Annotated in this window: 22 protein-coding genes; 6 read left to right on the forward strand and 16 right to left on the reverse strand. The window is 65.7% G+C overall.

Annotated elements, in window-relative coordinates; translation table 11 throughout:
- Window positions 1-43 precede the first annotated feature (43 nt).
- The 3 genes from FBZ89_RS01975 to FBZ89_RS01985 are packed head-to-tail and all read right to left on the reverse strand — an operon-like array spanning window position 44 to window position 3,553.
- Window positions 44-1,189: a hypothetical protein gene (locus tag FBZ89_RS01975; protein ID WP_145748342.1), complete on the reverse strand. Its 1,146-nt coding sequence runs from the start codon at window positions 1,187-1,189 to the stop codon at window positions 44-46.
- A 12-nt stretch (window positions 1,190-1,201) separates the two neighbouring features.
- The gene (locus tag FBZ89_RS01980) at window positions 1,202-2,536 is read right to left on the reverse strand and encodes a hypothetical protein (RefSeq protein WP_145748343.1); all 1,335 of its coding nucleotides are present in this window, start codon (window positions 2,534-2,536) and stop codon (window positions 1,202-1,204) included.
- A gap of 42 nt (window positions 2,537-2,578) precedes the next feature.
- On the reverse strand, window positions 2,579-3,553 hold the full coding sequence (locus FBZ89_RS01985; protein ID WP_145748344.1) for an OmpA family protein: 975 nt from the start codon (window positions 3,551-3,553) through the stop codon (window positions 2,579-2,581).
- Window positions 3,554-3,915: 362 nt separating this feature from the next.
- Between FBZ89_RS01985 and ilvD the strand changes: the two genes are divergently transcribed.
- Complete coding sequence (gene ilvD / locus FBZ89_RS01990) at window positions 3,916-5,760, forward strand: dihydroxy-acid dehydratase (protein ID WP_145748345.1); 1,845 nt, start codon at window positions 3,916-3,918, stop codon at window positions 5,758-5,760.
- A gap of 61 nt (window positions 5,761-5,821) precedes the next feature.
- On the opposite strand, the gene FBZ89_RS01995 is transcribed toward ilvD, so the two are convergent.
- The 5 genes from FBZ89_RS01995 to FBZ89_RS02015 form a co-directional block, all read right to left on the reverse strand.
- Window positions 5,822-6,808 (reverse strand): CBS domain-containing protein, encoded by a 987-nt coding sequence (locus tag FBZ89_RS01995; RefSeq protein WP_145748346.1) that lies wholly within the window; start codon window positions 6,806-6,808, stop codon window positions 5,822-5,824.
- Window positions 6,809-6,960: 152 nt separating this feature from the next.
- Entirely contained in the window at window positions 6,961-7,545 is a 585-nt protein-coding gene (locus tag FBZ89_RS02000; protein WP_145748347.1) for a YceI family protein, read from the reverse strand.
- 162 nt (window positions 7,546-7,707) lie between these two features.
- Window positions 7,708-8,271, reverse strand: a complete 564-nt coding sequence (locus tag FBZ89_RS02005) for a YceI family protein (RefSeq protein WP_145748348.1) — start codon at window positions 8,269-8,271, stop codon at window positions 7,708-7,710.
- Between the two features lie 36 nt (window positions 8,272-8,307).
- On the reverse strand, window positions 8,308-8,880 hold the full coding sequence (locus FBZ89_RS02010; protein WP_145748349.1) for a cytochrome b: 573 nt from the start codon (window positions 8,878-8,880) through the stop codon (window positions 8,308-8,310).
- A gap of 46 nt (window positions 8,881-8,926) precedes the next feature.
- Window positions 8,927-9,535, reverse strand: a complete 609-nt coding sequence (locus tag FBZ89_RS02015) for a YceI family protein (RefSeq protein WP_145748350.1) — start codon at window positions 9,533-9,535, stop codon at window positions 8,927-8,929.
- A 319-nt stretch (window positions 9,536-9,854) separates the two neighbouring features.
- Here FBZ89_RS02015 and FBZ89_RS02020 point away from each other — a divergent pair, with 319 nt between their 5' ends.
- Genes FBZ89_RS02020 through FBZ89_RS02030 form a run of 3 tightly spaced genes read left to right on the forward strand, consistent with a single transcriptional unit; the run spans window position 9,855 to window position 11,863 of the window.
- Window positions 9,855-10,172 carry a BufA1 family periplasmic bufferin-type metallophore gene (locus FBZ89_RS02020; RefSeq protein WP_145748351.1) on the forward strand — a complete coding sequence of 106 codons (318 nt, stop codon included), beginning with the start codon at window positions 9,855-9,857 and terminating at the stop codon, window positions 10,170-10,172.
- Between the two features lie 31 nt (window positions 10,173-10,203).
- Window positions 10,204-11,121 (forward strand): MNIO family bufferin maturase, encoded by a 918-nt coding sequence (bufB, locus tag FBZ89_RS02025; protein ID WP_145748352.1) that lies wholly within the window; start codon window positions 10,204-10,206, stop codon window positions 11,119-11,121.
- Entirely contained in the window at window positions 11,114-11,863 is a 750-nt protein-coding gene (locus tag FBZ89_RS02030; RefSeq protein WP_186457140.1) for an HvfC/BufC N-terminal domain-containing protein, read from the forward strand. Before bufB ends, FBZ89_RS02030 begins: the two co-directional genes overlap by 8 nt.
- 151 nt (window positions 11,864-12,014) lie before the next feature.
- Here the strand turns inward: FBZ89_RS02030 and nhaA are convergent, their stop codons facing one another.
- Complete coding sequence (nhaA, locus tag FBZ89_RS02035) at window positions 12,015-13,214, reverse strand: Na+/H+ antiporter NhaA (protein WP_145748355.1); 1,200 nt, start codon at window positions 13,212-13,214, stop codon at window positions 12,015-12,017.
- Window positions 13,215-13,310: 96 nt separating this feature from the next.
- Window positions 13,311-13,985, reverse strand: a complete 675-nt coding sequence (locus tag FBZ89_RS02040; RefSeq protein ID WP_211115068.1) for a class I SAM-dependent methyltransferase — start codon at window positions 13,983-13,985, stop codon at window positions 13,311-13,313.
- Between the two features lie 277 nt (window positions 13,986-14,262).
- On the opposite strand from FBZ89_RS02040, the gene FBZ89_RS02045 reads away from it, so the two are divergent.
- Complete coding sequence (locus FBZ89_RS02045; protein ID WP_145748357.1) at window positions 14,263-15,483, forward strand: NADH:flavin oxidoreductase; 1,221 nt, start codon at window positions 14,263-14,265, stop codon at window positions 15,481-15,483.
- Window positions 15,484-15,543: 60 nt separating this feature from the next.
- Complete coding sequence (locus FBZ89_RS02050) at window positions 15,544-15,891, forward strand: ArsR/SmtB family transcription factor (RefSeq protein ID WP_145748359.1); 348 nt, start codon at window positions 15,544-15,546, stop codon at window positions 15,889-15,891.
- 16 nt (window positions 15,892-15,907) lie between these two features.
- Here the strand turns inward: FBZ89_RS02050 and FBZ89_RS02055 are convergent, their stop codons facing one another.
- The 6 genes from FBZ89_RS02055 to FBZ89_RS02080 form a co-directional block, all read right to left on the reverse strand.
- On the reverse strand, window positions 15,908-18,757 hold the full coding sequence (locus tag FBZ89_RS02055) for a rhomboid family intramembrane serine protease (protein WP_145748360.1): 2,850 nt from the start codon (window positions 18,755-18,757) through the stop codon (window positions 15,908-15,910).
- An 80-nt stretch (window positions 18,758-18,837) separates the two neighbouring features.
- Entirely contained in the window at window positions 18,838-19,146 is a 309-nt protein-coding gene (locus FBZ89_RS02060) for a hypothetical protein (protein ID WP_145748361.1), read from the reverse strand.
- 219 nt (window positions 19,147-19,365) lie between these two features.
- Window positions 19,366-19,638 (reverse strand): immunity protein Tsi6 family protein, encoded by a 273-nt coding sequence (locus tag FBZ89_RS02065; RefSeq protein ID WP_145748362.1) that lies wholly within the window; start codon window positions 19,636-19,638, stop codon window positions 19,366-19,368.
- Window positions 19,639-19,654: 16 nt separating this feature from the next.
- Window positions 19,655-21,049: a polymorphic toxin type 46 domain-containing protein gene (locus FBZ89_RS31835; protein WP_186457141.1), complete on the reverse strand. Its 1,395-nt coding sequence runs from the start codon at window positions 21,047-21,049 to the stop codon at window positions 19,655-19,657.
- A gap of 181 nt (window positions 21,050-21,230) precedes the next feature.
- A complete protein-coding gene (locus FBZ89_RS02075; protein WP_186457142.1) occupies window positions 21,231-24,020 on the reverse strand; it encodes a DUF5695 domain-containing protein in 2,790 nt (929 codons plus the stop codon).
- Between the two features lie 89 nt (window positions 24,021-24,109).
- Window positions 24,110-25,006, reverse strand: a complete 897-nt coding sequence (locus FBZ89_RS02080) for a LysR family transcriptional regulator (RefSeq protein ID WP_186457143.1) — start codon at window positions 25,004-25,006, stop codon at window positions 24,110-24,112.
- Window positions 25,007-25,060: the final 54 nt, after the last annotated feature.

Below are 25,060 nucleotides of genomic sequence, written 5' to 3' on the forward strand. Positions count from 1 at the left end.
GTTCTTATTCCTTCCAATATTATTGTGGCTAAATGGCGTCAGCTTAGGTGCGTGGCAGTACCGCCCTTAATTCGAACAACTGCTTCGTGGACCTCACCCCGATTTGCCCGGATAGGTCGGTTTGTTTCCCAGAAAGCTGCACGGTGTCAGTATCGCTTTTAGTGACCAAGCCGCGGGCGGTTGACCCATCCAACAGGCAATTCTCGCCATCACATTTGAATTTGCCGGTCAGGCCGACGATGGAGAGGCGGTCGAATCCGATCCAACTGTCGATCAAGGCGCCATCCCGATCGACCAGGAGGGACATCTTCCCCTCCAGTTTGTCGTCGCCCAGGGCGGTTTTCAGATCGAAGACATAGCTGGCCACGGGTACGCGGTTTTCAATCACCAGGTCCGAGCCGAATCCAGCGGCCGATGCGCTCATCATTTCCAGAGCATGCGTCCAGAACGTCCGGGCTTTTTCAGGAAGGTTCGTGCTGTTATCGACGTTTCCGGCGACACCGAACGCATAGAAGACCCCGTGACGGAAACGGCTGCCAAGGCGCTCGCCATAGTTGGGGAATTTTTCTGGCAGCGGCGCATAGACCGATCCGAGATCGGAGTTTTCCATCATGTCGGAATAGATGACGGCCCGAATGGTTTTTTGGGTGGACGAATATCGGCCCTCATCTGAGGCCAGGGCGCGCAGGATCTGCTTCTTGGGGGCATTGTCCGGAGTGAAGCGCACCTGGCCTTGCGGACGTTTGCTTTCAGTATAAATCTTGGTCAGGGCTTGCCCGATGTATCCCTGAAACAAGGCTTGCTGTTCTTTCAGTCCATCCAGAGGGTTCTTCGAAAAAATATAATGCTGGCTGCCGATCTGGCTGCGCTGTTCGGCGTTGTAATCCGGCCAGCACCCGCTCCAAATCGCTTTAGACTGCCCGGACGCGGGTGAAATTTGAACCACGGCAACGCGCTCGCCCGGCGTCAGCGAACTGATCAGCTTGGTGACCAGCTTTTGCGCCCATTCCGTCTTGCCCTCCACCAAGGACATGTCGTCAATGTAGGCAACGGTCTCGCGTTGGGTTGGCTGATTGCAGAAGGCGGGATTGAGGGTGGGGCCGACGCCGATTTGAGCCTGCGCGGGACAGTGAAGACACAGGGCTAGAAATCCGGCCAACCCGGCTAGGCCCATATTCATCTTTTTCATTTGCGACGTCCCTCAGATCGCCTCAAGGTCGATTTTTATTTTCATCGCCTTGTACTCGAAGGGAGTCACGGCCTTGTCTGCCATGTAGATCCCAACATTTCCTTTCTCGGACAGTACAATTTGCGCCAGTATATTCTGATATAGCTTGATATTGTGTTCTATGGACCGGGTGATTCCCATCATCACGCCAGCGCCATGGTTTGCAATCTGCGCCCGCTGGTTACGTTGATTTTCGACAGCCTTGGACTGCACATCGGCCGAGTTGATTTGCGCTTGGACCGCCTTCTCGGTGCGCGCCTTTGCTATCTTGATCTCCTCTTCCACACCACGACGCAGGGTGTGGAAGCGCTTGTGGGCTTGGCGGAACTGGCGGGTCCAGGACATAAGGTCTGGATTCTTGTCATGGAACAGGTAGGCGATGAAGACACCCACGATCCATGCGCCCACATTGCCCAGCAGGCTCAGCATCACATCGCGCAGCGGATTGATCTCTAGTACGATGACGCCGGGAATGATGTTCTCGGTCGGCAAGGCGGCGATCGCGTTGAGCGCCCAGACATAACGAGAGCCGCCGGCGGCGCCGATGACGATGATAAGCGCCAAGGACGACAGGCAGAGCATGCGATATTCGCCCCATCGGTCACCAATGTCGCGGTCAGGCCCGAAGCGGACGGTCCACTGCCGCAGGATGGTCCCGTGGCCATGCGCCGAAAATGCCAAAAGCAAGCCGAGGATAATGGTGGTACCCGCCGCCATGGCGGGAACATGGAAAAACTGGAAGAAAGTTTCATAATTGATAAGCCATTCGGCAATGCCGATGGCCAGCAGCAAGAGCCAATAGATGGGGCTATAGGCCATCATATTGGGTTCGCGCATTCCTTCGCGCATCGAAATTTGCTTGAAACGCTGCTCGACCGACTTGAAGTTGGTTTCCGCGTCAATGTAATCGCGGTTAGTCCGGGCACGTTCCTCGATCATTTCGACCGCTTCGCGACCTTTTTCTTTTATCTCTTCAATCTCTGCATAAAGATTGTCGACGGCGTCAACGGCCGAACGGAAAGGCTGAAACGCCGTAAGAAAATTGTTCTCAAGCTGCTTCCAGCGGTTACGCAACTCGCGCGCCGGGTGCAGCAGATTGATCTGCATGCAGGCTGTCAGCCCTTGTTCGTCCAAGGCCACCCGGCCGAACAAGGCTTCGTCCTGCGCGAGCCCGCGCAACGTCTCCTCCGACAGGACTAGGCGCTCGGCCTCATGCACCGAGAAAGCGGTCGCCGCTTGATAGGCTGCTTCGATCTCTGAGGTCGCCTGGGGACTGATGATGGCGCTCGCGGATTTTGCTTCAGCCATAGTGTCTCTCTAAAAATTTGATTGAAGGGAAAGTCGGAGGCGTCACATCTGGAATTCGCTGTTCAGGTCCGCTTGCTCCACGGCGCGCGGACGATTCAGCTCGAACGCCGGAGGGGTCGACGGGACTTGCAGGGCGATCATTGCGGGTGCTGCGGCCGCCACGGGGGCCGCTGGTTTGGCCGCTTCAGGCGCGCCTTTGGCTGTGGCCGGGACTATTCCCAGGTCTGCTGGACTAAAAACCCTGACCTGTTTGGGAACTTGCGGTTCAGCGGCCGTCTCCGGCTTTACCGCCAGGAAATCCTTATTGATGCGCCGCTGCTGCACCAGGCGCAGGTTGGCTGGCGCGCTGGCGGAGATCATGAATTCCACGCGGCGGTTGCGGGCCCGCCCCTCCTCCGTGCTATTGGGGGCGGTCGGCTGGTTTTTGCCAATGGCGACAGTCGACAACTGTCGCGGGTCGACGCCCCGTCGGATCAGTCCTTCCAGCACTGTCTGGGCTCTTCGTTTGGACAGTTCAATATTATAGGCGTCGGAACCGATGGCGTCCGTGTGCCCCAGCACCAGCAGGCTTGCGTCAGGCACGTCGCGCCGCATGTTCTGGGCGATAACGTCCAGCACTGGCTCTGCTTCCGGTCGCAAGATGTCCTTGTTGAAATCGAAGAACACCTTCTCATCGAAAGTGACGCGCACCACGGGCACCGGGTAGGTGAAGCCAGGCAGCATGCCCGGAGGCACCTGCAGCTGGTCAATTCGCGGCGGGGCAATCCCGTTCAATTGCGCAAGCCGGTTGAAGCGGTTGACGCGATCCTGATGTTCCAAGCCGATGGTTTGGGGCAGGGATTGCAGGTTGACGTAGCCGATTCCCGTGGCTGGTGGCGGCGTGGTGGGACGGGCGGCAGCGCTGGGTGGGGGCGCCAGCCATGAGGGGGATGGCTGCGTTGGGGCGCAAGCTGCAAGCATCGTCGACAGAAGTCCGCCGCGGAGCAGGGCAACGAGCGAGAAACGATGGAACGTCACGGGGGCCGCCAAATATAGGGTGGATTACATATGTAGTTCGCGTAATAAGAAGAAATACGCCGGGAAACTTCCTTTACGTCGGCATATTTTGTTGGAAATGCACCTATTGAGTGAAACCGTATCCCATGCGCGGTAGGTCGTTCAAGGGCATAAATGCGATTCTTCTACCCTTGGGGGTATATCCTTCGGCAATCCGCGTGATTTCGACAGTGGCTTGCAGGCGCTGCTTCCTTCCCCATGGCTCGACCCGCGCCAGCGGCATGCCGGATGATTGCGACGCGCGTGCCGGAAAGGTTGCCTCTGCGGCCAGATAGTTTTAGAAATTGGCCTAGTCAGGTAACAATCTTTCAGGATCTGGTTCCGTGCCCCAGCTTCGTTCCCGTACCACCACCCATGGCCGCAACATGGCCGGCGCCCGCGGCCTGTGGCGCGCCACCGGTATGACGGATGCCGATTTCGGCAAGCCCATCGTGGCCATCGCCAATTCCTTCACCCAGTTCGTGCCCGGCCACGTGCACCTGAAGGATCTGGGCCAGCTGGTGGCGGGCGAGGTGGTGGCGGCCGGCGGTGTGGCCAAGGAATTCAACACCATCGCGGTGGACGACGGCATCGCCATGGGCCACGCGGGCATGCTGTACAGCCTGCCCTCGCGTGAGGTCATCGCCGATGCCGTGGAGTATATGGTCAACGCGCATTGCGCCGACGCCCTGGTCTGCATCTCCAACTGCGATAAGATCACACCCGGCATGCTGATGGCCGCCCTGCGCCTCAACATCCCCACCGTGTTCGTCTCCGGCGGGCCCATGGAGGCCGGCAAGGCCCCGGTGCATGGCGAGATCCGCTCCGTCGACCTGATCGACGCCATGGTGGCGGCGGCGGACGACAGCGTCAGCGATGCCGAGGTCCAGGCGCTGGAACAGAACGCCTGCCCCACCTGCGGCTCCTGCTCCGGCATGTTCACCGCCAATTCCATGAACTGCCTGGTGGAGGCGCTGGGCCTGGGCCTGCCCGGCAACGGCACCGTGCTGGCCACCCACGCCGACCGCAAGGCCCTGTTCCTGCGGGCCGGTCGCACGGCGGTGGAGATCGCCAAGCGCTGGTACGAACAGGATGACGCCAGCGTCCTGCCGCGTTCCATCGCCACGTTCGAGGGGTTTGAGAACGCCATCGCCCTGGACATCGCCATGGGCGGGTCCACCAACACGGTGCTGCACCTGTTGGCGGCCGCCTATGAGGGTGGGGTGGACTTCACCATGGCCGACATCGACCGCATGTCGCGCCGCGTGCCCCACCTGTGCAAGGTGGCGCCGTCCTCCGCCACCGTGCATATCGAGGACGTGCACCGCGCCGGCGGCATCATGGGCATCCTGGGCGAGTTGGACCGCGCCGGCCTGTTGCACCGCGATGTGCCCACCGTGCACGCCCCCACCATCGGCGCCGCCGTGGACCGCTGGGACATTACCCGCGCCAACGACGCCGACATCAGCGAGTTCTACGCGGCCGCGCCTGGCGGCGTGCGCACCACCCAGGCCTTCAGCCAGGCCTCGCGCTACACCAGCCTGGACCGTGACCGGGTGAACGGCATCATCCGCAACAAGGAAAACGCCTTCAGCCAGGACGGCGGCTTGGCCGTGCTGTACGGCAACCTGGCGGTTGATGGCTGCATCGTGAAGACGGCGGGCGTGGATCCGGCGGCCCTGACCTTCACCGGCAAGGCCCGCGTGTTCGAAAGCCAGGATGACGCCGTCTCCGCCATCCTGGGCAACCGGGTGGTGGCCGGCGACGTGGTGCTGATCCGCTATGAGGGCCCGCGCGGCGGCCCCGGCATGCAGGAGATGCTGTACCCGACCAGCTATCTGAAGTCCAAGGGCCTGGGCAAGGTCTGCGCCCTGGTGACGGACGGCCGGTTCTCCGGCGGCAGCTCCGGCCTGTCCATCGGCCACATCTCGCCCGAGGCGGCGGAGGGCGGCACCATCGGCCTGGTGGAGGAGGGCGACCGCATCGTCATCGACATCCCCAACCGCAGCATCCGGCTGGAGGTTGAGGACAGTGAGCTGGAGCGCCGCCGCGACGCCATGAAGGCCAAGGGCGCCAAGGCCTGGAAGCCCGCCACCCGTAACCGCCAGGTCTCCGGCGCGCTCAAGGCCTACGCCTACTTCGCCACCTCCGCCTCGCGCGGTGCGGTGCGGGACACGTCGGGGATTTGATCCGGGGCCATGTCAGCGGCATGGGACGCCCCCCATGCCGCTGCGGGACACGGCGGCGCCCTTACCCTTCCGCGTCGCCCCACACCAGGAACAGGCCGACGTCGCCGGGGAAGCCGTTGGGGAAGTCCAGGACGCGGGCGGTCAGGCTGAAGCCCGCCGGCTGCAGCTCATGGTGCCAGCGCTGGTAGATCTCGGCCGCCTCGCCGCGCAGGGTGCGGGGCCAGTCCGGTTCCGGGGCGTTGATGGCGCGGGCGCCGTCGCTGCACAATTCCGCAGGGAAGCGCAGCAGCAGGAATTCCTTCTCACCCCGCGCGGCGGCGTCGTGCGCGCCCTCCAGCAGTTTGTGCCAGCCATGGTCGGCCACATGATGGTCGATCAGTTCCTGCACCTTCTCCTGCCGGCGGACCAGCGCCTCCTTGCGTTGCTCGGCCAGGTGGCGGGCGTTCTCGTCGTGGAAATTACCCACCAGGTGGCGGAAGTCGGCGGCGCGGAACAAGGGTTCATGCGCCGGCTCGCGCACGGGCGCCAGCGCGGGCGCCTTCCTCTCCCACCGCTGGAACAGGCCGGAACGGTGTGCCGGCTCCGTCTTCTCGGCGGGCTCGGCCGCCAGCACCTTCAACAGGTCGGCGCGTGACACGATGCCCACCAGCGACCCGTCCAGCACCACGGGCACGCGCTTGATGCCATGGGTCATCAGCAGGCGCGCGATGTCGGCCGTGTCGGTGTTGATGTCGACGGTGATGACCGGGGCGGCCATGACATCGCGGGCGGTGCGCTCGCGATTCTGGGCGTCGGCCCAATAGGGGGGCAATTGCTCGCCTTCCGCCACCAGGGCCAGCCACCAGTCGCGCCGCGCCTCATGGGCTGTACCCGCCTTCTCCCGGTCGATCAGGTCGCCTTCGCTGACCATGCCGATGACGCCGCCGTGGCTGTCCACCACCGGTGCGGCGCTGACGCCCCGGTCCAACAGCAAGGCGGCGATGCGGCTGACGGGCGTATCGGGCGCCAGGGTCAGGACATCCTCGGTCATTACGTCATGGGCGCGCATGGGGCGGCTTTCCTGTCACGATGGGTCCGTGCCGGAAAAGATAACCCGATGAAAGGACGGCCGTCTTTGCGCTGCATCATAGCCACGGGAGCACTTCCCCCAATGAGCCGGGCGCCTACCCTTTGGTAAGACCGCGCCGCGCGCCATACTCGTCAGGGCTGCGCCGTGGCCATAAGATCGACGACCACCGCCACGTTCAGGTCCACCGTCCGGCCCTTGCTGAACAGCCCGTGGCCGCCGACGTCATAGTCGGTGCGCACCAGGTCCAGCCGGCCCACGGCGTGGGCCTTGCCCTCGGTGATGTCCAGGGTGAAGGGCAGGGTCACGTCCTTCTTGATACCGCGAATGGTCAGGGTGCCCACCGCGTCGTACTGGTTGCCGCCCTTGGCGCGGAAGGTCGTGGCCTCGAACACCGCGTCGGGGAAGGCCTGGATGTTGAACCAGTCCTCGCCGGGCAGGGCCTGGTCCTTCTCGGCGTCGCCGATGACGGCGCTGCCCATGGCGATGGTCACCTTGGCATGGCCGGCGGTGGGGTCGGCTGGGTCGAAGTCGACGGCGGCGTCCCAGCGGCCGAAGCGGCCAGTGAACTCCTTGTCGCTTTGGTGGCCGATGAAGCCCAGCTGGCTCTGAGCCTTGTCCACGACCCAGGACGCGGCGCCCGCCGGGGCGGCCAGCAACAGGGGCGACAGCAACAGGACGGCCAGGGCGGGTATCAGAAAAGATGGGCGCAGGGTCACGGGCAAAACCTCCAGGACAGGCCTATGCGGCGGGGTGGTTGCCGATAATAATCGACGGGCCGGCTGCGCCGTCTGCGACCTTGCGTAGCATACACTGTAAGAAAAGCCCCGGACGCTGTGGCGTCCGGGGCTTCCTTGTCTTGGCGTTTACTGTGTTACGGCTTACTTGGCCGTGGCGTTCAGGTCGATGGTGACGCTGACGGCCAGGGCCACCATCTTGCCGTCGCCCCAGGCGCCTTGCCCCACGCCGTAATCGGTGCGCACCAGATCCAGCTTGCCCACGGCGTGGGCCTTGCCGCCGGCCACGTCCAGGGTGAAGGGCAGGGTCACGTCCTTCTTGATGCCGCGGATGGTCAGGGTGCCCACCGCGTCATACTGGTTGCCGCCCTTGGATTTGAAGCTGGTGGCTTCGAACACCGCCTTGGGGAAGGCTTTGGTGCTGAACCAGTCGGCCTCGGGCAGGGACTGGTCCTTCTGCACGTCGCCGGTCTTGGCGCTGGCCATGTCGATCGTGACGGTGGCGTGGCCGGTGGACGGGTTGGCCGGGTCGAAATCGATGGTAGCGTCCCAACGGGTGAACTGGCCGCTGAAGGCGGCGCCGCTCTGGCTGCCGGTGAAGCCCAGCTTGCTATGGGCGGTGTCCACGGTCCAGCCGGCGGCGGCGGCAGGGCCGGCCAGCAGCAGCGCGCCCAGGGCGGCGCTGACGATGGGGGCGAGGAACTTCATGATGGATATCCTCAGTCTGTGAGGGCGGCCGGGGACTTAGGCCCGGCGGCCGAAACGGGGAACCATGCGCAGCAGCACGTCATCCTTGACCAGGAAATGGTGACGCAGCGCCGCCAAAGCGTGGACCACCACCAGGGCCACCAGGATCCAGGCGGCCAGCTCGTGCGCCTCCGACACCACGTCGTTGATCGGCGCCTTGTTCTCCAGGTCGGCCAGGACGGGCATGTGCGGGAAGGGGATGAGGCCGTACAACACGGTCGGGATGTTGAATTTCGAAGTGGAGACGACCGCCCAGCCCGTCAGCGGCATGCCCAGCAGCAGGGCGTACAGGCCGGCATGGCCCAGGTGGGCGGCCCACTTCTCCCACGCCGGCATATGGGCCGGCAGGGGCGGAGGCTGGTGGGCCAGGCGCCAGGCCGCCCGGAACAGGGTCAGGGCCAGCACGGTGATGCCCACCGACTTGTGCAACTGGAACAGCTTGAACTGGTCGGGGGAGCCGGGTGGCAGCGACGTCATCGTCCAGCCCATGATCAACAGGGCCAGGATGGCGATAACGGTCAGCCAATGGACCAGGATGGCCACGCTGTTGTAACGCGCCGCGACGGTCATGGCCCGGCTCCCCCTTCAGTCCGATAACGCGATGATACTAACGCTATTACTGGGCGCGGTCGAACTCGCCGCTGATCAGCAGCTCAACCTCGTCGCTGACGTAGGGCACGTACTTGTCGATGCCGAATTCGGACCGCTTCACCTCGGCCTTGGCGTCGAAGCCGACAACGTAGGCCTTGGTCATCGGGTTGCTGCCGCCACCGTGGAAGCTGGCGTTCAGGGTCACCGGCTTGGTCACGCCGTGCAGGGTCAGGTCGCCGGTGATCTTGCCGGTGGTGGCGCCGGTCACCTCGATCTTGGTGGTCTTGAAGGTGGCGGTCGGGAACTTGGCGGTGTCGAAGAAGTCCGGGCTGTTCAGGTGTTCATCCAGCTTAGGGTTGGCGGTGGCCAGGCCCTTCACGTTGATGGTCACATCCAGCTTGCTCTTGGCCGGCGCCTTGGGGTCGAAGTCCAGCGTGCCCTCCAGGTCCGGGAAGGCGCCGTAATAGGTGGAGAAGCCGAAGTGGGTGATGGCGAACACCACCTTGGCGTGGCTCTTGTCCAGGGTGAAGTGGCCACCCTCGACCTTGCTGAGGTCGGTGGTCGCCTGGGCCAGGGCCGTGGCGGGGGCGGCCAGCAAGGCGGCGGCCAACATCAGGGCGGGAATGCACTTCATGGGAATGTTCCTTGAGAAAGCCTTGGGGAGAAAGCTGGCCGAACGGCCGGAGGGAGGGGGGCGCCGGCCGCCACCCATGGGACGGGTGGTGAGCCGGCGGTACGGGCCTAATCTAAGTCGCGCCGCCCTTGCCCACAATCAAGGTCACCTGGAATTCATTGTTCCATTCGTCGCACCAATCATGCCCTCGCCGCGTCGATTTCACACGCAAGCCGGGGGTTTTGTCGCGGCGTCAAAGGGCGTAGGGTCTGCGGGCCTGCCCGGTGGGGCGGCCCCTGGGGGCGCGCGATGGCGCCCGTCTTTGCCGAAGGATGGCCTGATGACCGACCGAACCACCGCCCTGACCGCGGCCCTGGCCCTGGCCGGCGCCCTGACGGCGCTCAGCGCCGCGGCGCACGACGCCCCCACGCCCCCGGGCCGGGAAAAGTGCTACGGCATCGCCAAGGCGGGTGAGAATTCGTGCTCATCGGCCGCCGGCATCCACGATTGCGGCGCCATGTCCAAGGTGGACTACGACGGCCAGGAATACCTCGACGTGGCCAAGGGCGAGTGCAAGACCCTGGGCGGCAAGCTGAAGCCGTTCAAGGGCGTGGGCAAGCCGCCCAAGGCGGCCGCGCAAAAGCCGGCGCAAGACTGACCGGCCGGCCCCCGTGGACAGAAGGGCGCCCATGGACACCGCCGCGCCGGCCCCGGGCGCCACCCCCGCCGTCGCCCTGCCGCGCCGCGCCGGTATCGGCCTGCGCCATCCCCACGTCCCGGCCTTCCTGGGCGACGGGCGGCCGGACGTGGCCTGGGTGGAGGTGCACAGCGAGACCTACCTGGTGGCGGGCGGGCCGCGCCTGGCGGCACTGGAAGCCATCCGCCGCGACTACGCCCTGTCCTGCCACGGGGTGGGGTTGTCCCTGGGCAGCGCCACCGGGCTGGATGCCAACCACCTGGCCAACCTGCGCCAGTTGTATGACCGGCTGCGGCCCGACCAGATCTCCGATCACCTGGCCTGGACCGGGGCCGGCGGCGCCTACCTCAACGATTTGCTGCCCCTGCCGCTGACGGCGGAGACGCGGGACGTGGTGGCGGTCAATATCGCCCATGCCCAGGACGCGCTGGGCCGCCGCCTGCTGGTGGAAAACCCCTCCCTCTACATGCCGCTGACCCTGCCGCCGGGGGTGGAGGCCATTCCCGAGCCGCGGTTCCTGGCGGACCTGGTGGCCCGCACCGGCTGCGGCCTGTTGCTGGACGTGAACAACGTGGTGGTCTGCGCCCATAACCTGGGCTTTGACGCCGCCGGCTACCTGGCGGATTTCCCGCTGGAGGCGGTAGGCGAGATCCATGTGGCCGGCCACCGGCGCGAGGCCTTCGACCCCTGGGTGGGCCCGGACGCGGGAACCGGCGGCGTGGTGCTGATCGACGACCATGGCAGCCGGGTATCGGACACCGTCTGGGATTTGCTGGCCGGCGTGCTCGCCCGCACCGGGCCGCTGCCGGTGCTGGTGGAATGGGACATGGACGTACCGCCGCTGGAGGTGCTGCTGGGGGAGGCGGCCCACGCCCAGTCCTTGCTGGATGGGGCGGCCCCGCATGCTTGAGGCCTTTCAGCAACAGATGCGGCGGGCGTTGCTGGCCGCCGGCGGCGGTGAAGGCGGGGTCGGCGTAGACCTCGCCCTTGGCGCGGTGGCCGAGGCGCGGCTGAAGATCTATCGCGCCAACGTTCAGCAATCCTTGGCGGAAGCGCTGGCCGCCGCCTTCCCCGTCACCTTGCGGCTGATGGGCGTGCCGGCCTTCCGCTCGGCGGCTCTGGATTTCGTGCGCGCCCACCCGCCCACGCGGCCGCAACTGGCGGCCTACGGTGGCGACTTCCCCGCGGCGCTGGCGCCGCTCGACACCGGTGCCGCTGACATGGCGCGCCTGGAATGGGCGGTGATGGAGGCCTATTTCGCCGCCGATGCCCCCGTCCTGACGGTGGAGCGACTGGCGGCTTTTCCGCCCGGCGACTATGCCCAACTGCGCTTCGTCCCCCATCCCGCCGCCCGGGTGCTGTGGCTGGGGCATGACGTGCTGCCCCTGTGGCGCCAGGCGCAGGAGGATGAGACCTGGGTACCGCCGGCACCGGACGCGCTGGATGGCGAGGTGCTGGTGCTGCGCCCGGCCGACGGCATCGTCTGCGTCTCGCTGCCGCCCGGGGCCGCCGCCGCCATCCAGTCGCTGCTGAATGGCGACATGCTGACACAGGCGGCCGAGGCCGGCCTGCTGGTGGAACCGGAGCTGGATTTGCAGGCCATGCTGCATACGCTGCTGGCCCAGGGGGCGCTGGCCGGCGCCAGACTCTAATACACGTGGCGTTTGATCGTGCCGCTCAAACGCCCCTCAGTCGCCGGGCGCCAGCATCCGCTGGCTTGGCTTCCTCGCTGTGCCCCCTTCATGTCAGCTGGGCGGTGTCTCGCTCCGGCGCCCGCGGTCGCGGCCTAAGCGGCATGAGTCACTATCTCGTGCCGCTGGTGTAAGCCTTCCGCCGCGCCACGGCCAACCACAGCCCACCCCCTAGGGCGGAGATCAGCGACCCGCTGAACACGCCCAGCTTGGCCTCCCCCGTCAGTCCCGTGTCGGGGAAGGCCAGGCCGGCGATGAACAGGCTCATGGTGAAGCCGATGCCGCACAGCATGGCGATGCCGTAGAGGGTGCCCCAATCCACCTGCGCCGGCAGCTGGGCCAGGCCCAGACGCACGGCGCCCAGCGTGAAGGCGAAGACGCCCAGCTGCTTGCCCAGGAACAGGCCCAGCGCGATGCCCAGCGGCACGGAATCCAGCAGGCTGGACCAGTCCAGGCCCTGGAAGCTGACGCCGGCGTTGGCGAAACCGAACAGAGGCAGCACGCCGAAATAGACGAGAGGGTGCAACGCCGACTCCAGCCGGTGCAGCGGCGACCGGCCGGCGGCCTCCTCCTCCTCGCTGCCCAGGGGGATTGTCAGGGCCAGCAGCACGCCGGCCATGGTGGCGTGGATGCCGGAGCGCAGCACCGCCACCCACAGCGCCAGGCCCACCACCAGGTACGGCGTCAGCCGGCGCACGCGCAGGCGGTTCATGCCGACCAGCGCCGCCAGGGCCAGGGTGGCCAGGCCCAGGTCAGGCCAGGACAGGCCGCCGCTGTAAAACAGGGCGATGATCAGGATGGCCGCCAAATCATCGAAGATGGCCAGCGACGACAGGAACAGGAAGGCGGAGCGGGGCAGGCCGCGTCCGAAGGCCGACAACGCCGCCAGGGCGAAGGCGATGTCGGTGGCGGCCGGCGTGGCCCAGCCGGCCAGCGCATCGGCGTGCCCTCGGTTCAGCGCGACGTAGATCAACACCGGGAACAGCACGCCGCCCAGGGCGGCGATGCCGGGCAGGGCGATCTGCGACGGGCTGGACAGGTCGCCGCCCACCATCTCCCGCTTGATCTCCAGGCCCACCAGCAGGAAGAACAGCGCCATCAGCAGGTCGTTGACCCATTGCTCCACCGACAGGGTGGCGGGGCCAATGCCCAGCGGTGCGTGCAGCGCGTGGAAATAGGCTGACGCCAGGCTGGAGTTGGCCACGGCCAACCCCGCCAGCGACAGGGCCAGCAGCAGGATCTCGCCCCAGTTATCCAGAGCCAGGAAGTGCTCCACACGATAATGGATGCGGCGGACCAGGGACTGGATCATGGGGGGCAGGCCTACGGCTTAAGGGCGGATACCCGTCCCACTTTACGGACGGGGCCGCCGATTGCCACCCAAAGCCGCCATGCCGGACGATAAAGGTCAGTGGTGGCGCGCGCTCATGACGGCGAAGCGCCAGGATTTGAAGGCGCAGTCCACGTCAGCCAAGCCGGCCTCCGCCATCCACATCAGCTGTTCGCCCAGGGTGGCGCAATGGTCCTGGCGCAGGCGGTCGCGGGCGCGCGACAGCTCCACCGCCGGCGCGCCCAGGTCGCTGGCCTCGGACTGCCACAGCCGGTCGTACTGGCTTTCCACCTCGGCGGTGGGGCCCAGCACCTGCTCGGCGCTGATGAACAGGCCGCCGGGGGCCAGCGCCTGGTTGATGCGGCCGTACAGGTCGCGCTTGGCGTTATGGTCCAGGTGGTGAATGGCGAGGGAGGAGACGACCAGGTCCCAGGGGCCGGTCAGGTCCGCCTCCTCCAGCTCCGCCAGGGCGAAGCTGACGCGGGCGTCGCCGGCGAAACGGCGGCGGCTCTGCTCCATCGCCTGGGGCGTCTCTTCCACCAGGTGCAGATGGGCGTGGGGCAGGCGGGCGCGCACCAGCGAGGCGAACAGGCCGCCATTGGCGCCCAGGTCCAGCACCCGGGGCCGGGTTGGGGCGCCCCAGTCGTCGATCAGGGTCAGCGCCGCGCCATAGAAGGCATCGAAACAGGGGATCAGGCTCCGCTGCAGCGCATCATTACGCCCGGTTTCCAATAGGCTTGCACGGGCTGACACGGGTGCCGCCATCCTGCTGTCCTCCTGCTGTCACGGCGCCGTCTGGCGCGCATAAACCCAATCTGCGTCTGCTGTTTTGCTGGCCTCTTCAAAGCCTGTCATCAAAGCGTAGCGCATTTCCCAATACATACCATAGGCGATCATTCGTTAATGATTGGTTGGTTTGCGGCGCAACATTTCATCCGCGCGAAAATGTCGCCAAACCAGGGACTTGATATATCGAGAAAACGCGATATACCGAAACGCCCTCTCTGCATCAACCAGCCAAGGCCCTCCGATGGACACCGCCACCCCCGCCCCGGCCGCCAATTCCGGTGCGACTCCGGTCACCACCCCTGCCGCCCAGCCGGGTACCGGCGCCCATCCAGTCAACGCGGCGGTGGCGCCCTTGTTCCAGCCCTTCGCCTTTGGCCGGCACACCCTGGCCAACCGTCTGGTGATGGCGCCCATGACCCGCAACAAGTCGCCGGGCGGCGTGCCCACCGATGATGTCGTGGCCTATTACCGCCGCCGGGTGCGGGGCGGCGTCGGCCTGCTGATCACCGAGGGCACAACCATCAACCACCCGGCCGCCAACGGCTATCCCCAGGTCCCGGCCTTCCATGGCGAGGCAGCGTTGGCCGGCTGGAAGCGGGTGGTGGACGCCGTGCATGCCGAGGGCGGGCGCATCATCCCGCAGCTGTGGCACGTGGGCATCGCCCGCCGCCCGGGGGTGGAACCGGACCCCGGCGTCCCGGGCTACGGCCCCTCCGCCATCGTGGCCGACGGGGTCGAGGTGGTGCGGGCCATGACCCAGGCCGACATCGACGCCGTCATCGCCGCCTTCGCCCAGGCCGCCGCGGATGCGGAACGCCTGGGCTTCGACGGGGCGGAGCTGCACGGCGCCCACGGCTACATCATCGATGACTTTTTCTGGGAACAGACCAACCGGCGCACCGACGCCTATGGCGGCAGCCTGGAGAACCGCACGCGCTTCGCGGTGGAGATCGTGCGGGCGGTGCGCGCCGCCGTCAGCCCGGACTTCCCCATCGTCTTCCGCTTCTCACAGTGGAAGGGCGTCGACTACAACGCCCGGATCGCCCAGACGCCGGAAGAACTGGGCCGCATCCTGACCCCCCTGGCCGGGGCCGGCGTGGACGTCTTCCACGTCAGCACCCGGCGGTATTGGGAACCCGCCTTCCCGGATGCGGACGGGGGTTCGCCCGACACGCTGGCCGCCTGGACCAAGCGCCTGACGGGCAAGCCCGTCATCGCCGTGGGCAGCGTGGGGCTGGATGGCGCCTTCAAGGTCGGCATGTTCGCCAACCGCGACGCCTTCGAGGTGAAGCCCACCGACGTGGACCAGGCGGCCCAGGCCCTGGCGCGGGGTGATTTCGACCTGCTGGGCGTAGGCCGGGCCTTGCTCAGCGATCCCGATTGGGCCATCAAGGTCCGCGATGGCCGCGTGGGTGAGGTGATCCCCTTCGACCGCGCCGCGCTGGACCGGCTGGTGGTTTGATTGTCAGGCCGGGGAGGGTGGCCAGCCTTCCCCGGTTTCACGGGTGTGGATGTCGACGCGATGGATGTGGAAGCGATCCTGAAGGCCCTGGCCAACCCGGTCCGGCGCGACATCCTGATGTGGCTGAAGGACCCGGCCACCCACTTCGGCCCCCAGCCCGATGGCTACCCCGTCGAAAAGGGCGTGTGCGTCACCCGCATCCTGGAAAAGACGGATCTGTCGCAGTCCACCGTCTCGACCTACCTGGCCATGCTGCAACGCGCCGGCCTGCTGACCTCCCACCGCGTGGGGCAATGGACCTTCTATCGGCGCGACGAGGCGCTGATCAACGAATTCATGAGCACGTTTGGCAAGCAACTGTGCCAGATGCTGGTGAAGCGGGGGGATTACGAGGGCGGGCGGGATTGATGCCGCGGGGCGCGGCTCATAGGGCCGGGCCATGCCAGTCGGGATGATCCTGCCGGTAGCGCTTGATGGGCCGCTCGAATTTCTTGTCGCAGGTGGCGACCGAAATCTTGTCCGACCACACAATCGATGACATCCGTGTGTTGAGGTCAGGCCGCAGCTTTATGTATTCCAAATCACTACCGACGCGACAGGCCATGTTGGCGTAGACGTTAATCCAGAAATCGCTCGCGGGATAACGCTTCATAAGGCCTTGATATCCGGTCATCAGCGCAGGCCAGCCAAAATTGTTTTCCACGGTGATGTCGTAATCGTCGCCTTCCATCGCCGAATAGTCCCAGGCGAGGCGTGCGAATATTTCCTCGCGCTCGGCTTCCGGTGCCCGGTTCCGTATATCGGAAAAGAACTCTATGAGATCGTCAGCCGACCCGTACCAGCGGGGCATAAGGGCGCGCAGCATTTGTCTATGTAGGGCATAATAACGCGGGAACTTGGCGTGCCCCTCATCGAAGGTCGCCCGCAATTCCTTCAACTCCGAGCCCTCGCTAATACCGATTGCCATGGACATGAGGTACCAAAGCGGCGTGCTATTTGCCCGCCCCCCGATTTCATTCAGCGCCGCCGCCGCCATGGCGAGGCGGAAGCTGTAAATGGCCTGCGCTTGGCCGCTGACGGTATTGGCTCCGCCGTGTCCCCGTGCCCACCAGGCCCAGGTGTAAAGAACCTGAACTTCCATCAAGTCAGGATAGACGGACTGTGGGTAGGCGCGGCGCCAACTGGCAATGCGGGCGAATTGATCATCGACGCTTAGGCCTTCATAATCGAATAGGTCGTTCAGGCCGCCAACGATTCCCTGCAAGCGCGATCCACCATCAGGCATCTCGCCGATGGTTCGCAGTCCTTCGGCTAACGCGGCCTCCAGGGCCGCATAGTCGCCCTTGCGGAGGGCTTGTTGCGCGCCGCATCCGGCGGCTTCTCGCAAGGCCGGGCCGTCGCCCTGTGCGTCGCTAGTGGTAGGGCTTCGGCCGAAAACGGCAGGCCCATGAACGCAATCGGTGCCACCGTGCCGCAGCAGTGCGCGGGCATAGGTTACAAAGGTGCTGTTGGAAAGCGCAGTGGGGCGGTGGGTTGAGGCCGCGCGTAGGTTTTGCCACTGCATATATGCAACGACACGATCGTTTTTCTTACTGAACGTTAACAATTTGTCAGCTTCGGAATTGTCATTCCTCTTCAGTAAGGCGACCAGTTCCTTGGCCCAGTTGAGGCGATTTTCGGCATAGGTCAAGGCCTCGGCCCCCGCGCGAGCTTGGCTTGCGGGCAGGAGAGGTTTCTCTCGGCGCAGCCGATCGTACATTTTTTGCCAAGTGGGAATCATTTCCGTTTCAAAGGCCGCGGCTGCGTCAGCCACGCTCATCGACCCGCCGCTAACCTGTGCTCCCAGCTGGGCCCAACGGCGCTCCGCCGCGCCGCTGTCCCGTGCCAGATCCTGACGCGACTGCCAGTATTGCTCCCAGGGGCTCAGTTGCACCCCTTCGTTGCGGGCCCGGAGGATGCCGGCGATTGAGGCGATGGTGAGTACGGCTGTGGCAAGACCCACCGCCAGTGGGCGCGGACGCTGGCTGCCTTTATCCACGAGTGGCTGGGCCAGGATGCGACCCAGCACCAATCCGGCGACCAGGCCGCCTACGTGAGCGGCATTGTCGATGCCGGTCTGCAGCATGCCGTTGGTTAGGCTGAAGACGACGAACACAGCCGTGCTTAGCCAATGAGCGCGGAAAACGGCCCGGGGCACCTGGGTACGACGCAGTGAAAGGTAAGCCAGCAACAAACCGAACAGTCCGAAAATGGCGCCCGAGGCACCGGCGCTCACCCGTGCTGGATCCCAGACCACGCTGGTCAAGCCGCTCAGTAGACCTATAGCCAAATAAAGGGCCAGGAACACCCAGCGGCCGTACAAGCGTTCCGTAAGCCGCCCGACGCTCCATAGTGCCCACATGTTGACGAGCAGGTGGGCAGGGTCCAGGTGCAGGAACATGGCGGTCAATAGACGCCACCATTGTCCGTTGATGGTGAGAACGCCGAAGTTGCCGCCCCAACTGAGCAAGGACTGAATGTCGAAAGCGGTGAAGCGTTGGCCTGCCCAGGCCATTACCGAAAATATAACGATATTGACCAGAACCAACGCGATCGTGATCCAGGCCCCTCCGGCAGCCGCCATTGACCGGTCGAACTGACGGACTGCTGCCCAGTTATCGTCGAAACCATCCGTACGGGTGGTGGGCAGAGCACGGGTGATGGCCTGGGCGTCCGTCACCGAGTCGGCCCGAAAGGAAAGCCGCCCCTTACCCAAGCCGATAGCCGCCAGCCAACCTGAAAGGCCGCGCTGGTCGAATTGTACAAGCGTATCATCGACGCCGACGTTGCGGACGGAAGCGCGCGGAATGGCATGGGTCGCCCTCAAGGGCACGCCAAGCCAGGTGCGCCGCCAGCCATGGAAGGTGATGCCCGCGTCATCAATTTCCACCAATCCTGCGCCATACAGGGGTTGGCGGTCGCGGACAGACTCTAGCCAGCCCAGCAGGCCGTTATGGCGGCTTAAGCGCACAGACCAACACGAAGCGCGCTGGTTGACAGCATCGATGGCCAATGCGTGTTCGCCAATCGCCGCGCGTCGCGTGATTTCCGCCATGAGGTTGGCATGATTTTGGGGAGACGCGCTGGGGGTGACGATTTGCTGCAAATCGCGTAGCTGGGCGTCTGAATATTGGGAAAAATCAATTAGGCCGTCATGCGCGCCCGGCGCCGTTGGCGTGGACCCCACGTTATCCCCCATCCCCCCACCGATCCGCCGCCGCACTTCCTGCGTCACCGATCCATGGGCCTTTAATTGCGGAACAATTTATTTTTGCACGCCCGGTGAAGGCAAGGCCAATCGTGGGAGCTGCCGCTTCAGCGGTGCAGCCAGAACCGGTCGAGCAGATACAGGGCACCCGCCCAGGCCAGCAGCATGGCCAGGGCGTGCAGCTTGACGTGGGCCGGGAACTTGCGCGCCGACAGCAGGATCAGCACGGGCACGCCGGCGACCACCAGCGGCATCAGCAGCCACACCATGCCGGGGGTGCTCCCACCCTGCGCGCTATCGTTGGCCGCCACCACCGTCAGGAACAGGGCGGGGAAGATGGCCATGCACCCGCCCACGATCAGCAGGAAGCCGAGCACCCATAGGGCGATTCTGCAGAATTTGTCGAAGCGGGTCATGAGGGAAGGTCGGAACGGTGGTTGAGGCGGGCTCCGTCCTCTATGGCATCCAACGGCCCATTCGGGAAGGGGGCCGATAAGTGGGCTATCCTGCCCCCGCTCAATTCGTTTCGACCTGGGGGCCTTCACGGTACAGCAGGCTGCGACGATAAAAGACGTACCCGGTCCGGTGGCGGAGGTGGCGCAGGTCACCCAAACGAGGCCCTCTCCGCCCAAGCGTTAAACTTTCAGTCCCTTGCTGATCTTGGTTGCTATGTTTTGCGCGGACATTAATGCCTGGGCGAATTCGGGATCGCTCTCGGCGAATTCCCGAGCGCCGTAATGACCAACGATGATGTTCTTAAGGCGGGTCCGGTCGGGGTTCCCCTGCAGCACCGACAACAGATACTCTAGCTGAGCGACCGCCGACGCAAATATCTCGAACGCCGGCATCTCGCTCAGTCTTTGGCGCGCGAGATTCAGCGCATACTCTACAGTTTCTATGGCCGTCATGGTCTTCATTTCCTGATTACTGCGGCGTCGAGTTGAACGCCGATTTCTGTGTCGAGAAAAGCTGGGTTGCTCCGCCCTCTGTCGGGAATGATTGCCCTTTGACCGACCAGAAGTCATCCACGGCGGCCGAGGTGCTCCGCAGGACCGACACTGGCTGAGTCGTGGTGTAGGTGTTTAGGACCTTCGGCTCGATGGTTTGTGTCGCTCGGTTGAAGCCTAGCGGGCTAATGCCTAATTCCGTCGGTTGAACAGACGGATTCGGGGAATACCAATTTCCCTGTGGAGCTCCGGGGGTTTGATACTGATAGAGCGTTTTGCCAGAATTCAGCGTTTGCACATCTACTGGCTTGGTGAAGTCAATACCAGTCATATATGAGGAAATGTTTTGCTCCGGCACTCCTTGTGCCTTGAAGAAATTAGTGGCGGTTTCCTGCCGGCCACGAATATTGATGTCCTGATTAAGGTCGCCCGTTCGGCCAAATTTCTCATTCAGATATGCACGGCGACCCGGATCAGGAATCGGGGCCTTGGGCGGAGGTCCGACTTCCGGCTCTGGCGGCGGCTTGGGCTCGGGCGCCGCAGACTTGGGCTGCGCACTGAGCGAGTCAAAGGACGAAACCGTCGGCTGCGGCTCCTCAGCAACCATAGACTTGCGCCCGCCGGAGGCCGGCTTCACCTTGGCGATCAGGGCAATGATGGCGTTGATGGTCAGGATGGTGAGGCCGGCGGCGGTGCGGCGGGCGGCCTCGTCCAGGTCGTGCTGGGTCTTGGCGGTGGTGGCCAGGGCGATGCCGTGGCCCAGGTCGTTCAGGCCCTGGAACACCGACCAGCCCACCATGGCGTAGCCCACGCCCAGCAGAATGAGGTCGATGGCCTCGCCATAGCCGGCCAGGTGCCCGCCGGCCCACACCACCAGGAAGCCGGCCAGCCAGTACAGCGTCTCACGCGTGAACACGCTTTTGGCCGCCTGCTGCATGTCGCGCGGCAGCAGGGGCACGCAGCGGCGCAGCGTGGCGACCACGCGGTCGGTCACCGACCACTGCGCCGGCTGGCCCGGCGGATCCTCGTCCCCCTGGTCGTGCCGGGGCGGGTCCACGGGCGGGGGCGAGAGCGGGGCGACGGCGCGGGGGATGAGGAAGGCGCTGAGGCTGCCCATGGCCAGGTCGCGCATCGCCTGGTCGATGAGTTGGGTGTCGCTGACGCGGAAGTCCACGCCCTGCACCACATGGCGCAGGCGCAGGCGGCCGATCGCGTCCAGGCCCTGCAAATACCGGATGACACGGGCATCCCGCCAGATGGGGCCGCTGGCGCCGCCGCCCAGGGCATAGCGCCGCATGCCGGCCGGGATGCCGTGCGTGGGGCCGATCAGCAGGCGGCCCTCGGGAATCTCGGCATCCATCCAGTCGGCCATGGACAGGCCGGCCGGGCCGCCGCCGCTGATGAAACTGTCGGGCACCGTCCCTTCCCCTGCGTTCAAGCCGGGCCGCCATACGGCCCGGGGGATGAATTAAGGTGATCGCCTGCACGGGAAAGGGGCATATGCCAACGGGCCATAGTCGAAAGCAACGGCTTAGCCGAGAGGGTAGGCGTCGTTACACCCGCCCCACCGCCACCTCCCGCGTTCCAGCCGGCAGCGCCACCGTCACCCAGGCCGCCTCGGCAACCACCTCGACCGCACCGCCCCCCGTCACCCGGTAGCGCCCCTTGGGCAGGCCGCGCAGGCGCAGGGCGGGGGGTTGGCGCTGCGCCTCGCCGTCCAGGGTCAGGCGCAGGTGGGCGTTCCCCGGGTGCCAGGCGATGCTTTCGGTGGGAGCGAGGCGGGCGCCCTGTACCTCCAGGTCCAGGTGCTGGCGGGTCAGGCGGGCGTGCAGGCGGCGGCGGACGCCGTCGCGCGGGGTGATCCTCAGCCAACCGTCCTTTTCCGCCAGCGTGCCGCCGAAGCAGAAGCGGCCGAACACGGGGTCGTCGCTGACCAGGGTGGCGGCCATGCGCAGGGCGCCGCAGAAGCCCAGGTCGCTTTCGCTGGAATAATACCAGCTGCCCCGGTGGTGGGGCTGGCCCAGCCAGGTGGTGCCGTGGGACGCGGGCTCGAACCCGCCGCCGGAGGCGCCGTCGTTGGCCTGGCCGGGATACCAATAGCCATAGCCGCTTTCCGCCATGCCGCTGTTCACCAGGGCCCAGGCGCTTAGGAATGAGGTCCAGGCCAGGCGCAGATGGGGCCGCCCGTCCTCGGCATCGTTCAGGGCATGGTCCAGCAGGGCCCAGCCGCCCATCTGCGCCATGTAGGTCAGGGTGAAGGCGTCGCCGCCGGCGGCGCGGTAGTCGCTGCCCAGATAATAATAGGCGGGCTCGATGGTGCCGCGGCAGAACAGGTTGGCGGCGATCTGCGCGTCGGCGAAGCGCCGGGCGTCGGCGCGGCCGATGGGAAAGCCCGGCTGGCCGGCGTGGTCCAGGGCATAGCGGGCCAGGGCTTCCGTCGATTCAAAGCCGGTGGAATCGAAGGGATATTCCGACCCGAACAGGTCGGGCTTGCCGTTCACGAAGAAATCGACCTTGCGCACCCAGTGGCCGCGCAGCTCCGCCGCCTTGGCGGTCTCCCCGGCCGCGTCCAGGGCGTCGATCAACTCGGGAATAACCACCTCGTTATAGAAGCCGGTCTCATAGGCGCTCCACTGCTCGATCTTCATGGGGATGGTGAACAGGGCGCGGGTGGTGCCGTAGGCCCGCTCCAGGTAGGTGGCGGCATCCAGCCGGGTGGTGATGGCCGGATAGCGGGTGGCGACGCGATAGAGGCCCAGATACATCGTGATGATGTGCGGGTAGTCGTAGGGCCGCCAGTAATGCTGGCGCCCCTTGGGGCCGGGATCGGCGCTGTCCCGGTTCTTCTTCCAGTCGGGAATGCCATAGAGGGCGTAGCTGTCTTCTTCCTCCGTCGTGCGCTGCAGGCCGCCCCAGACGAAGTGCTCGACATAGTAATCAAGCGCCGCCACCTCCGCCTGCACCGGGTGCTCGGCGTTTTTGCTGGCGAGATAGGCCGGTTTGCTCAGGCCCGGGTCATCGCAGGTCACCTCATAGATGCGCCAGCCCTTGATGCGGTCGTAATTGTCGGGGCCCAGCAGGGTCTGGGTTTCCATATTCCATTCCGCCAACAGGCCGTCGTACCACTTGGCCGGATCGCGGTGCTGGTGGGCGGCGATGAAGGCCGCGCGCTTCTTGACCAGGGTTTCCACCGGCTCGGTGGCGAAGAACTCCAGATGGGTGGCGCGGCCTTGTCCGTGGCGGATGGTGATCAGGTTCTCGCCCAGGCGGCGGAAGCGCAGCTCATAGACGCGGCGGCCGCTGAGGGTGCCCAGATCCAGGATGGTGGTGTGGTCGGGATATTCCGCCTCGACGGCGTCGATGGTGTCCAGGGTGCGCAGCGCGATGCGGCCGGGCAGGTCGGTGGGCAGGGTCATGCCCTGCGCCACCTCCACATCGATGCCGCCCTGGGCGACCAGGGCGTCGCGCACGCCGGCATAGTCCGGGGCCCAGGTGAAGCGGGCGCCGAAGCGGTGGGTTTCGCCCGGTTTGAGGGTCAGGCTGGTCAGCGGCTGGCGCCAGCGGCCGCCCTCCGCCCTCATGGCTTCGCCCGTGGCGGCGGCGTGGATGAACACTTGATAGGCGCGGTAAGGCCGGACGGGGCTGTCGCTGTCCTGCCGGGCGCCTTGGCGCGGTTGCCAATATTCGAAATGGGTTCCCCGCTCCGGCGTCATCACCAGATAGGGGCCGACGCTGTTGGACCGCATCCAGAACAGGAAGGAGCCATGGCCGGAGACGAAGCTGTGCTTCAGCACGGTGGCCGTGGCCGGCTGCTTGGCCTTGAACTCGGTATGGAAGGGTAGGGGCAGGGCGAGGTCGCCGATCTCCAGCGCCGTGCCGGCGCGGTTGGTCAGCGTGACCTGCCAGGCGAGATCGCCGTCCGTCACGCCCAGCCGCAGGGTCAGGCCCAGGGCCGGCCCGGCCTCATCCGCGATGTCATAGTCGGCCACGCGGGCCTGGCCGTCCGGCTGGGCCAGGCGGGTGGGCGGCAGGTTGGCCGTGTCGATGGTGCGCCAGGGCGCGGCGGCGTCGCGGCGCCAGGCCAGGACGGCGTGGCCCAGCGCCTGCCCAGGCTCCAGATAGTCGGTGTCGAAGGTGTCGCCGGCGGCGCGCAGGCTGGTCAGGCCGGAACCGTCGAAGGTCAGGGCGAAGGCGTGCGCGGCTGGTTTGGCCGTGCCGGCCATCGCCGCGGCGGGGCCCGCCAGTACGGCCCCGGCCGCCACGCCCCCGGCGGCCAGCATGATGTCACGGCGGCGCGGGCCGCCGGCGGATGTGTCCACGGCCGGTTTTATCAACTGCTTCATCACGCGAGACCCTTCCGCCTGTCCCCATGGCCCTCTTATTGGGACCAACATTGGATACAATATGCAAAACGGGCCGATGCGGGAAGGGCTTAAGCGGCGGCCGTCTGGGCCGTGCCACCCCAGTCGTACCGGCGGGCCAGGGCCATGAACTCACGCAGGGCGGGCGAGTGGCGGCGGCCTGCTACGCTGGCCAGGCTGACGGTGCGCGACAGTTCCGGTTCGATCAGGGGGCGGGTGGCGATGCCGGGCAGCATGGGCAGGAATTCCGGCATCACGGCGCAGCCCAGGCCGGCCAGGATCATGGCCTGGATCCAATCCTCCCGCTCGCTCTCGTAACAGACGCGGACGTCGGCGGGGTCGGGGATGCCCAGGCTGTTGAAATGCTGGGGATATTCGCAGTTCACCCGGTTCAGGTAGTCCTCCTGGTCCAGTTCGGCCAGGGGCACCACGTCCATGGCCTCGAAGCGGTGGCCGGGGGCGAAGGCGACGGTGTAACGCTCCCGGTACAGGGGCTGCACCTCCACCCGTTCCGGCAGGTCGGGCAGGCCCAGCAAGGCGCAGTCCAGCTCCCCCTCCATCAGAAGGGCCAGCACCTCGCGCCCCGGCGCGTCGCGCAAGGCGACCTCCACCGAGGGCAGGGCGGCGCGGAAACGCTTCAGGAAGCCCACCAGGCGGGTGGGGCCGATGGTGCACATGACGCCCAGGCGCACCCGGCCGCGTTCCAGCTTGCCGAAGCTGCGCGCCTCCAGCTTGGCGGACTCGCTGGCATGGAACACCGCCTCCAGGTGCGGGCGCATCAGGCGGCCCAGGTCGGACAGATGGGTCAGGGTGCGTTCGCGCACGAACAGCGGCCCGCCCAGTTCCTCCTCCAGCTTCTGGATGGCCTTGGTCAGCGAGGGCTGGGCCACGCCGCAGGCCTCCGCCGCCTTGGTGAAGTTCAGGGTCTCGCACAGCGCCACGAAGTAGCGCACCTGGTTCATTTCCATGGGAGGGGCGGCCGTATCACAATCCCGACATTGGGAACGTACAGTGTCGCCCAT

This window comes from Nitrospirillum amazonense (genome assembly GCF_007828045.1).
Classification (GTDB): domain Bacteria; phylum Pseudomonadota; class Alphaproteobacteria; order Azospirillales; family Azospirillaceae; genus Nitrospirillum; species Nitrospirillum amazonense_C.

Coding starts and splice junctions, on each gene's coding strand:
- FBZ89_RS01975 (WP_145748342.1), bottom strand. CDS start 1,189: ATGAAAAAGATGAATATGGGCCTAGCCGGGTTGGCCGGATTTCTAGCC.
- FBZ89_RS01980 (WP_145748343.1), bottom strand. CDS start 2,536: ATGGCTGAAGCAAAATCCGCGAGCGCCATCATCAGTCCCCAGGCGACC.
- FBZ89_RS01995 (WP_145748346.1), bottom strand. CDS start 6,808: ATGCGCGCCCATGACGTAATGACCGAGGATGTCCTGACCCTGGCGCCC.
- FBZ89_RS02005 (WP_145748348.1), bottom strand. CDS start 8,271: ATGAAGTTCCTCGCCCCCATCGTCAGCGCCGCCCTGGGCGCGCTGCTG.
- FBZ89_RS02010 (WP_145748349.1), bottom strand. CDS start 8,880: ATGACCGTCGCGGCGCGTTACAACAGCGTGGCCATCCTGGTCCATTGG.
- FBZ89_RS02015 (WP_145748350.1), bottom strand. CDS start 9,535: ATGAAGTGCATTCCCGCCCTGATGTTGGCCGCCGCCTTGCTGGCCGCC.
- FBZ89_RS02020 (WP_145748351.1), top strand. CDS start 9,855: ATGACCGACCGAACCACCGCCCTGACCGCGGCCCTGGCCCTGGCCGGC.
- bufB (WP_145748352.1), top strand. CDS start 10,204: ATGGACACCGCCGCGCCGGCCCCGGGCGCCACCCCCGCCGTCGCCCTG.
- FBZ89_RS02030 (WP_186457140.1), top strand. CDS start 11,114: ATGCTTGAGGCCTTTCAGCAACAGATGCGGCGGGCGTTGCTGGCCGCC.
- nhaA (WP_145748355.1), bottom strand. CDS start 13,214: ATGATCCAGTCCCTGGTCCGCCGCATCCATTATCGTGTGGAGCACTTC.
- FBZ89_RS02045 (WP_145748357.1), top strand. CDS start 14,263: ATGGACACCGCCACCCCCGCCCCGGCCGCCAATTCCGGTGCGACTCCG.
- FBZ89_RS02050 (WP_145748359.1), top strand. CDS start 15,544: ATGGATGTGGAAGCGATCCTGAAGGCCCTGGCCAACCCGGTCCGGCGC.
- FBZ89_RS02060 (WP_145748361.1), bottom strand. CDS start 19,146: ATGACCCGCTTCGACAAATTCTGCAGAATCGCCCTATGGGTGCTCGGC.
- FBZ89_RS02065 (WP_145748362.1), bottom strand. CDS start 19,638: ATGACGGCCATAGAAACTGTAGAGTATGCGCTGAATCTCGCGCGCCAA.
- FBZ89_RS31835 (WP_186457141.1), bottom strand. CDS start 21,049: ATGGCCGACTGGATGGATGCCGAGATTCCCGAGGGCCGCCTGCTGATC.
- FBZ89_RS02075 (WP_186457142.1), bottom strand. CDS start 24,020: ATGAAGCAGTTGATAAAACCGGCCGTGGACACATCCGCCGGCGGCCCG.
- FBZ89_RS02080 (WP_186457143.1), bottom strand. CDS start 25,006: ATGGAAATGAACCAGGTGCGCTACTTCGTGGCGCTGTGCGAGACCCTG.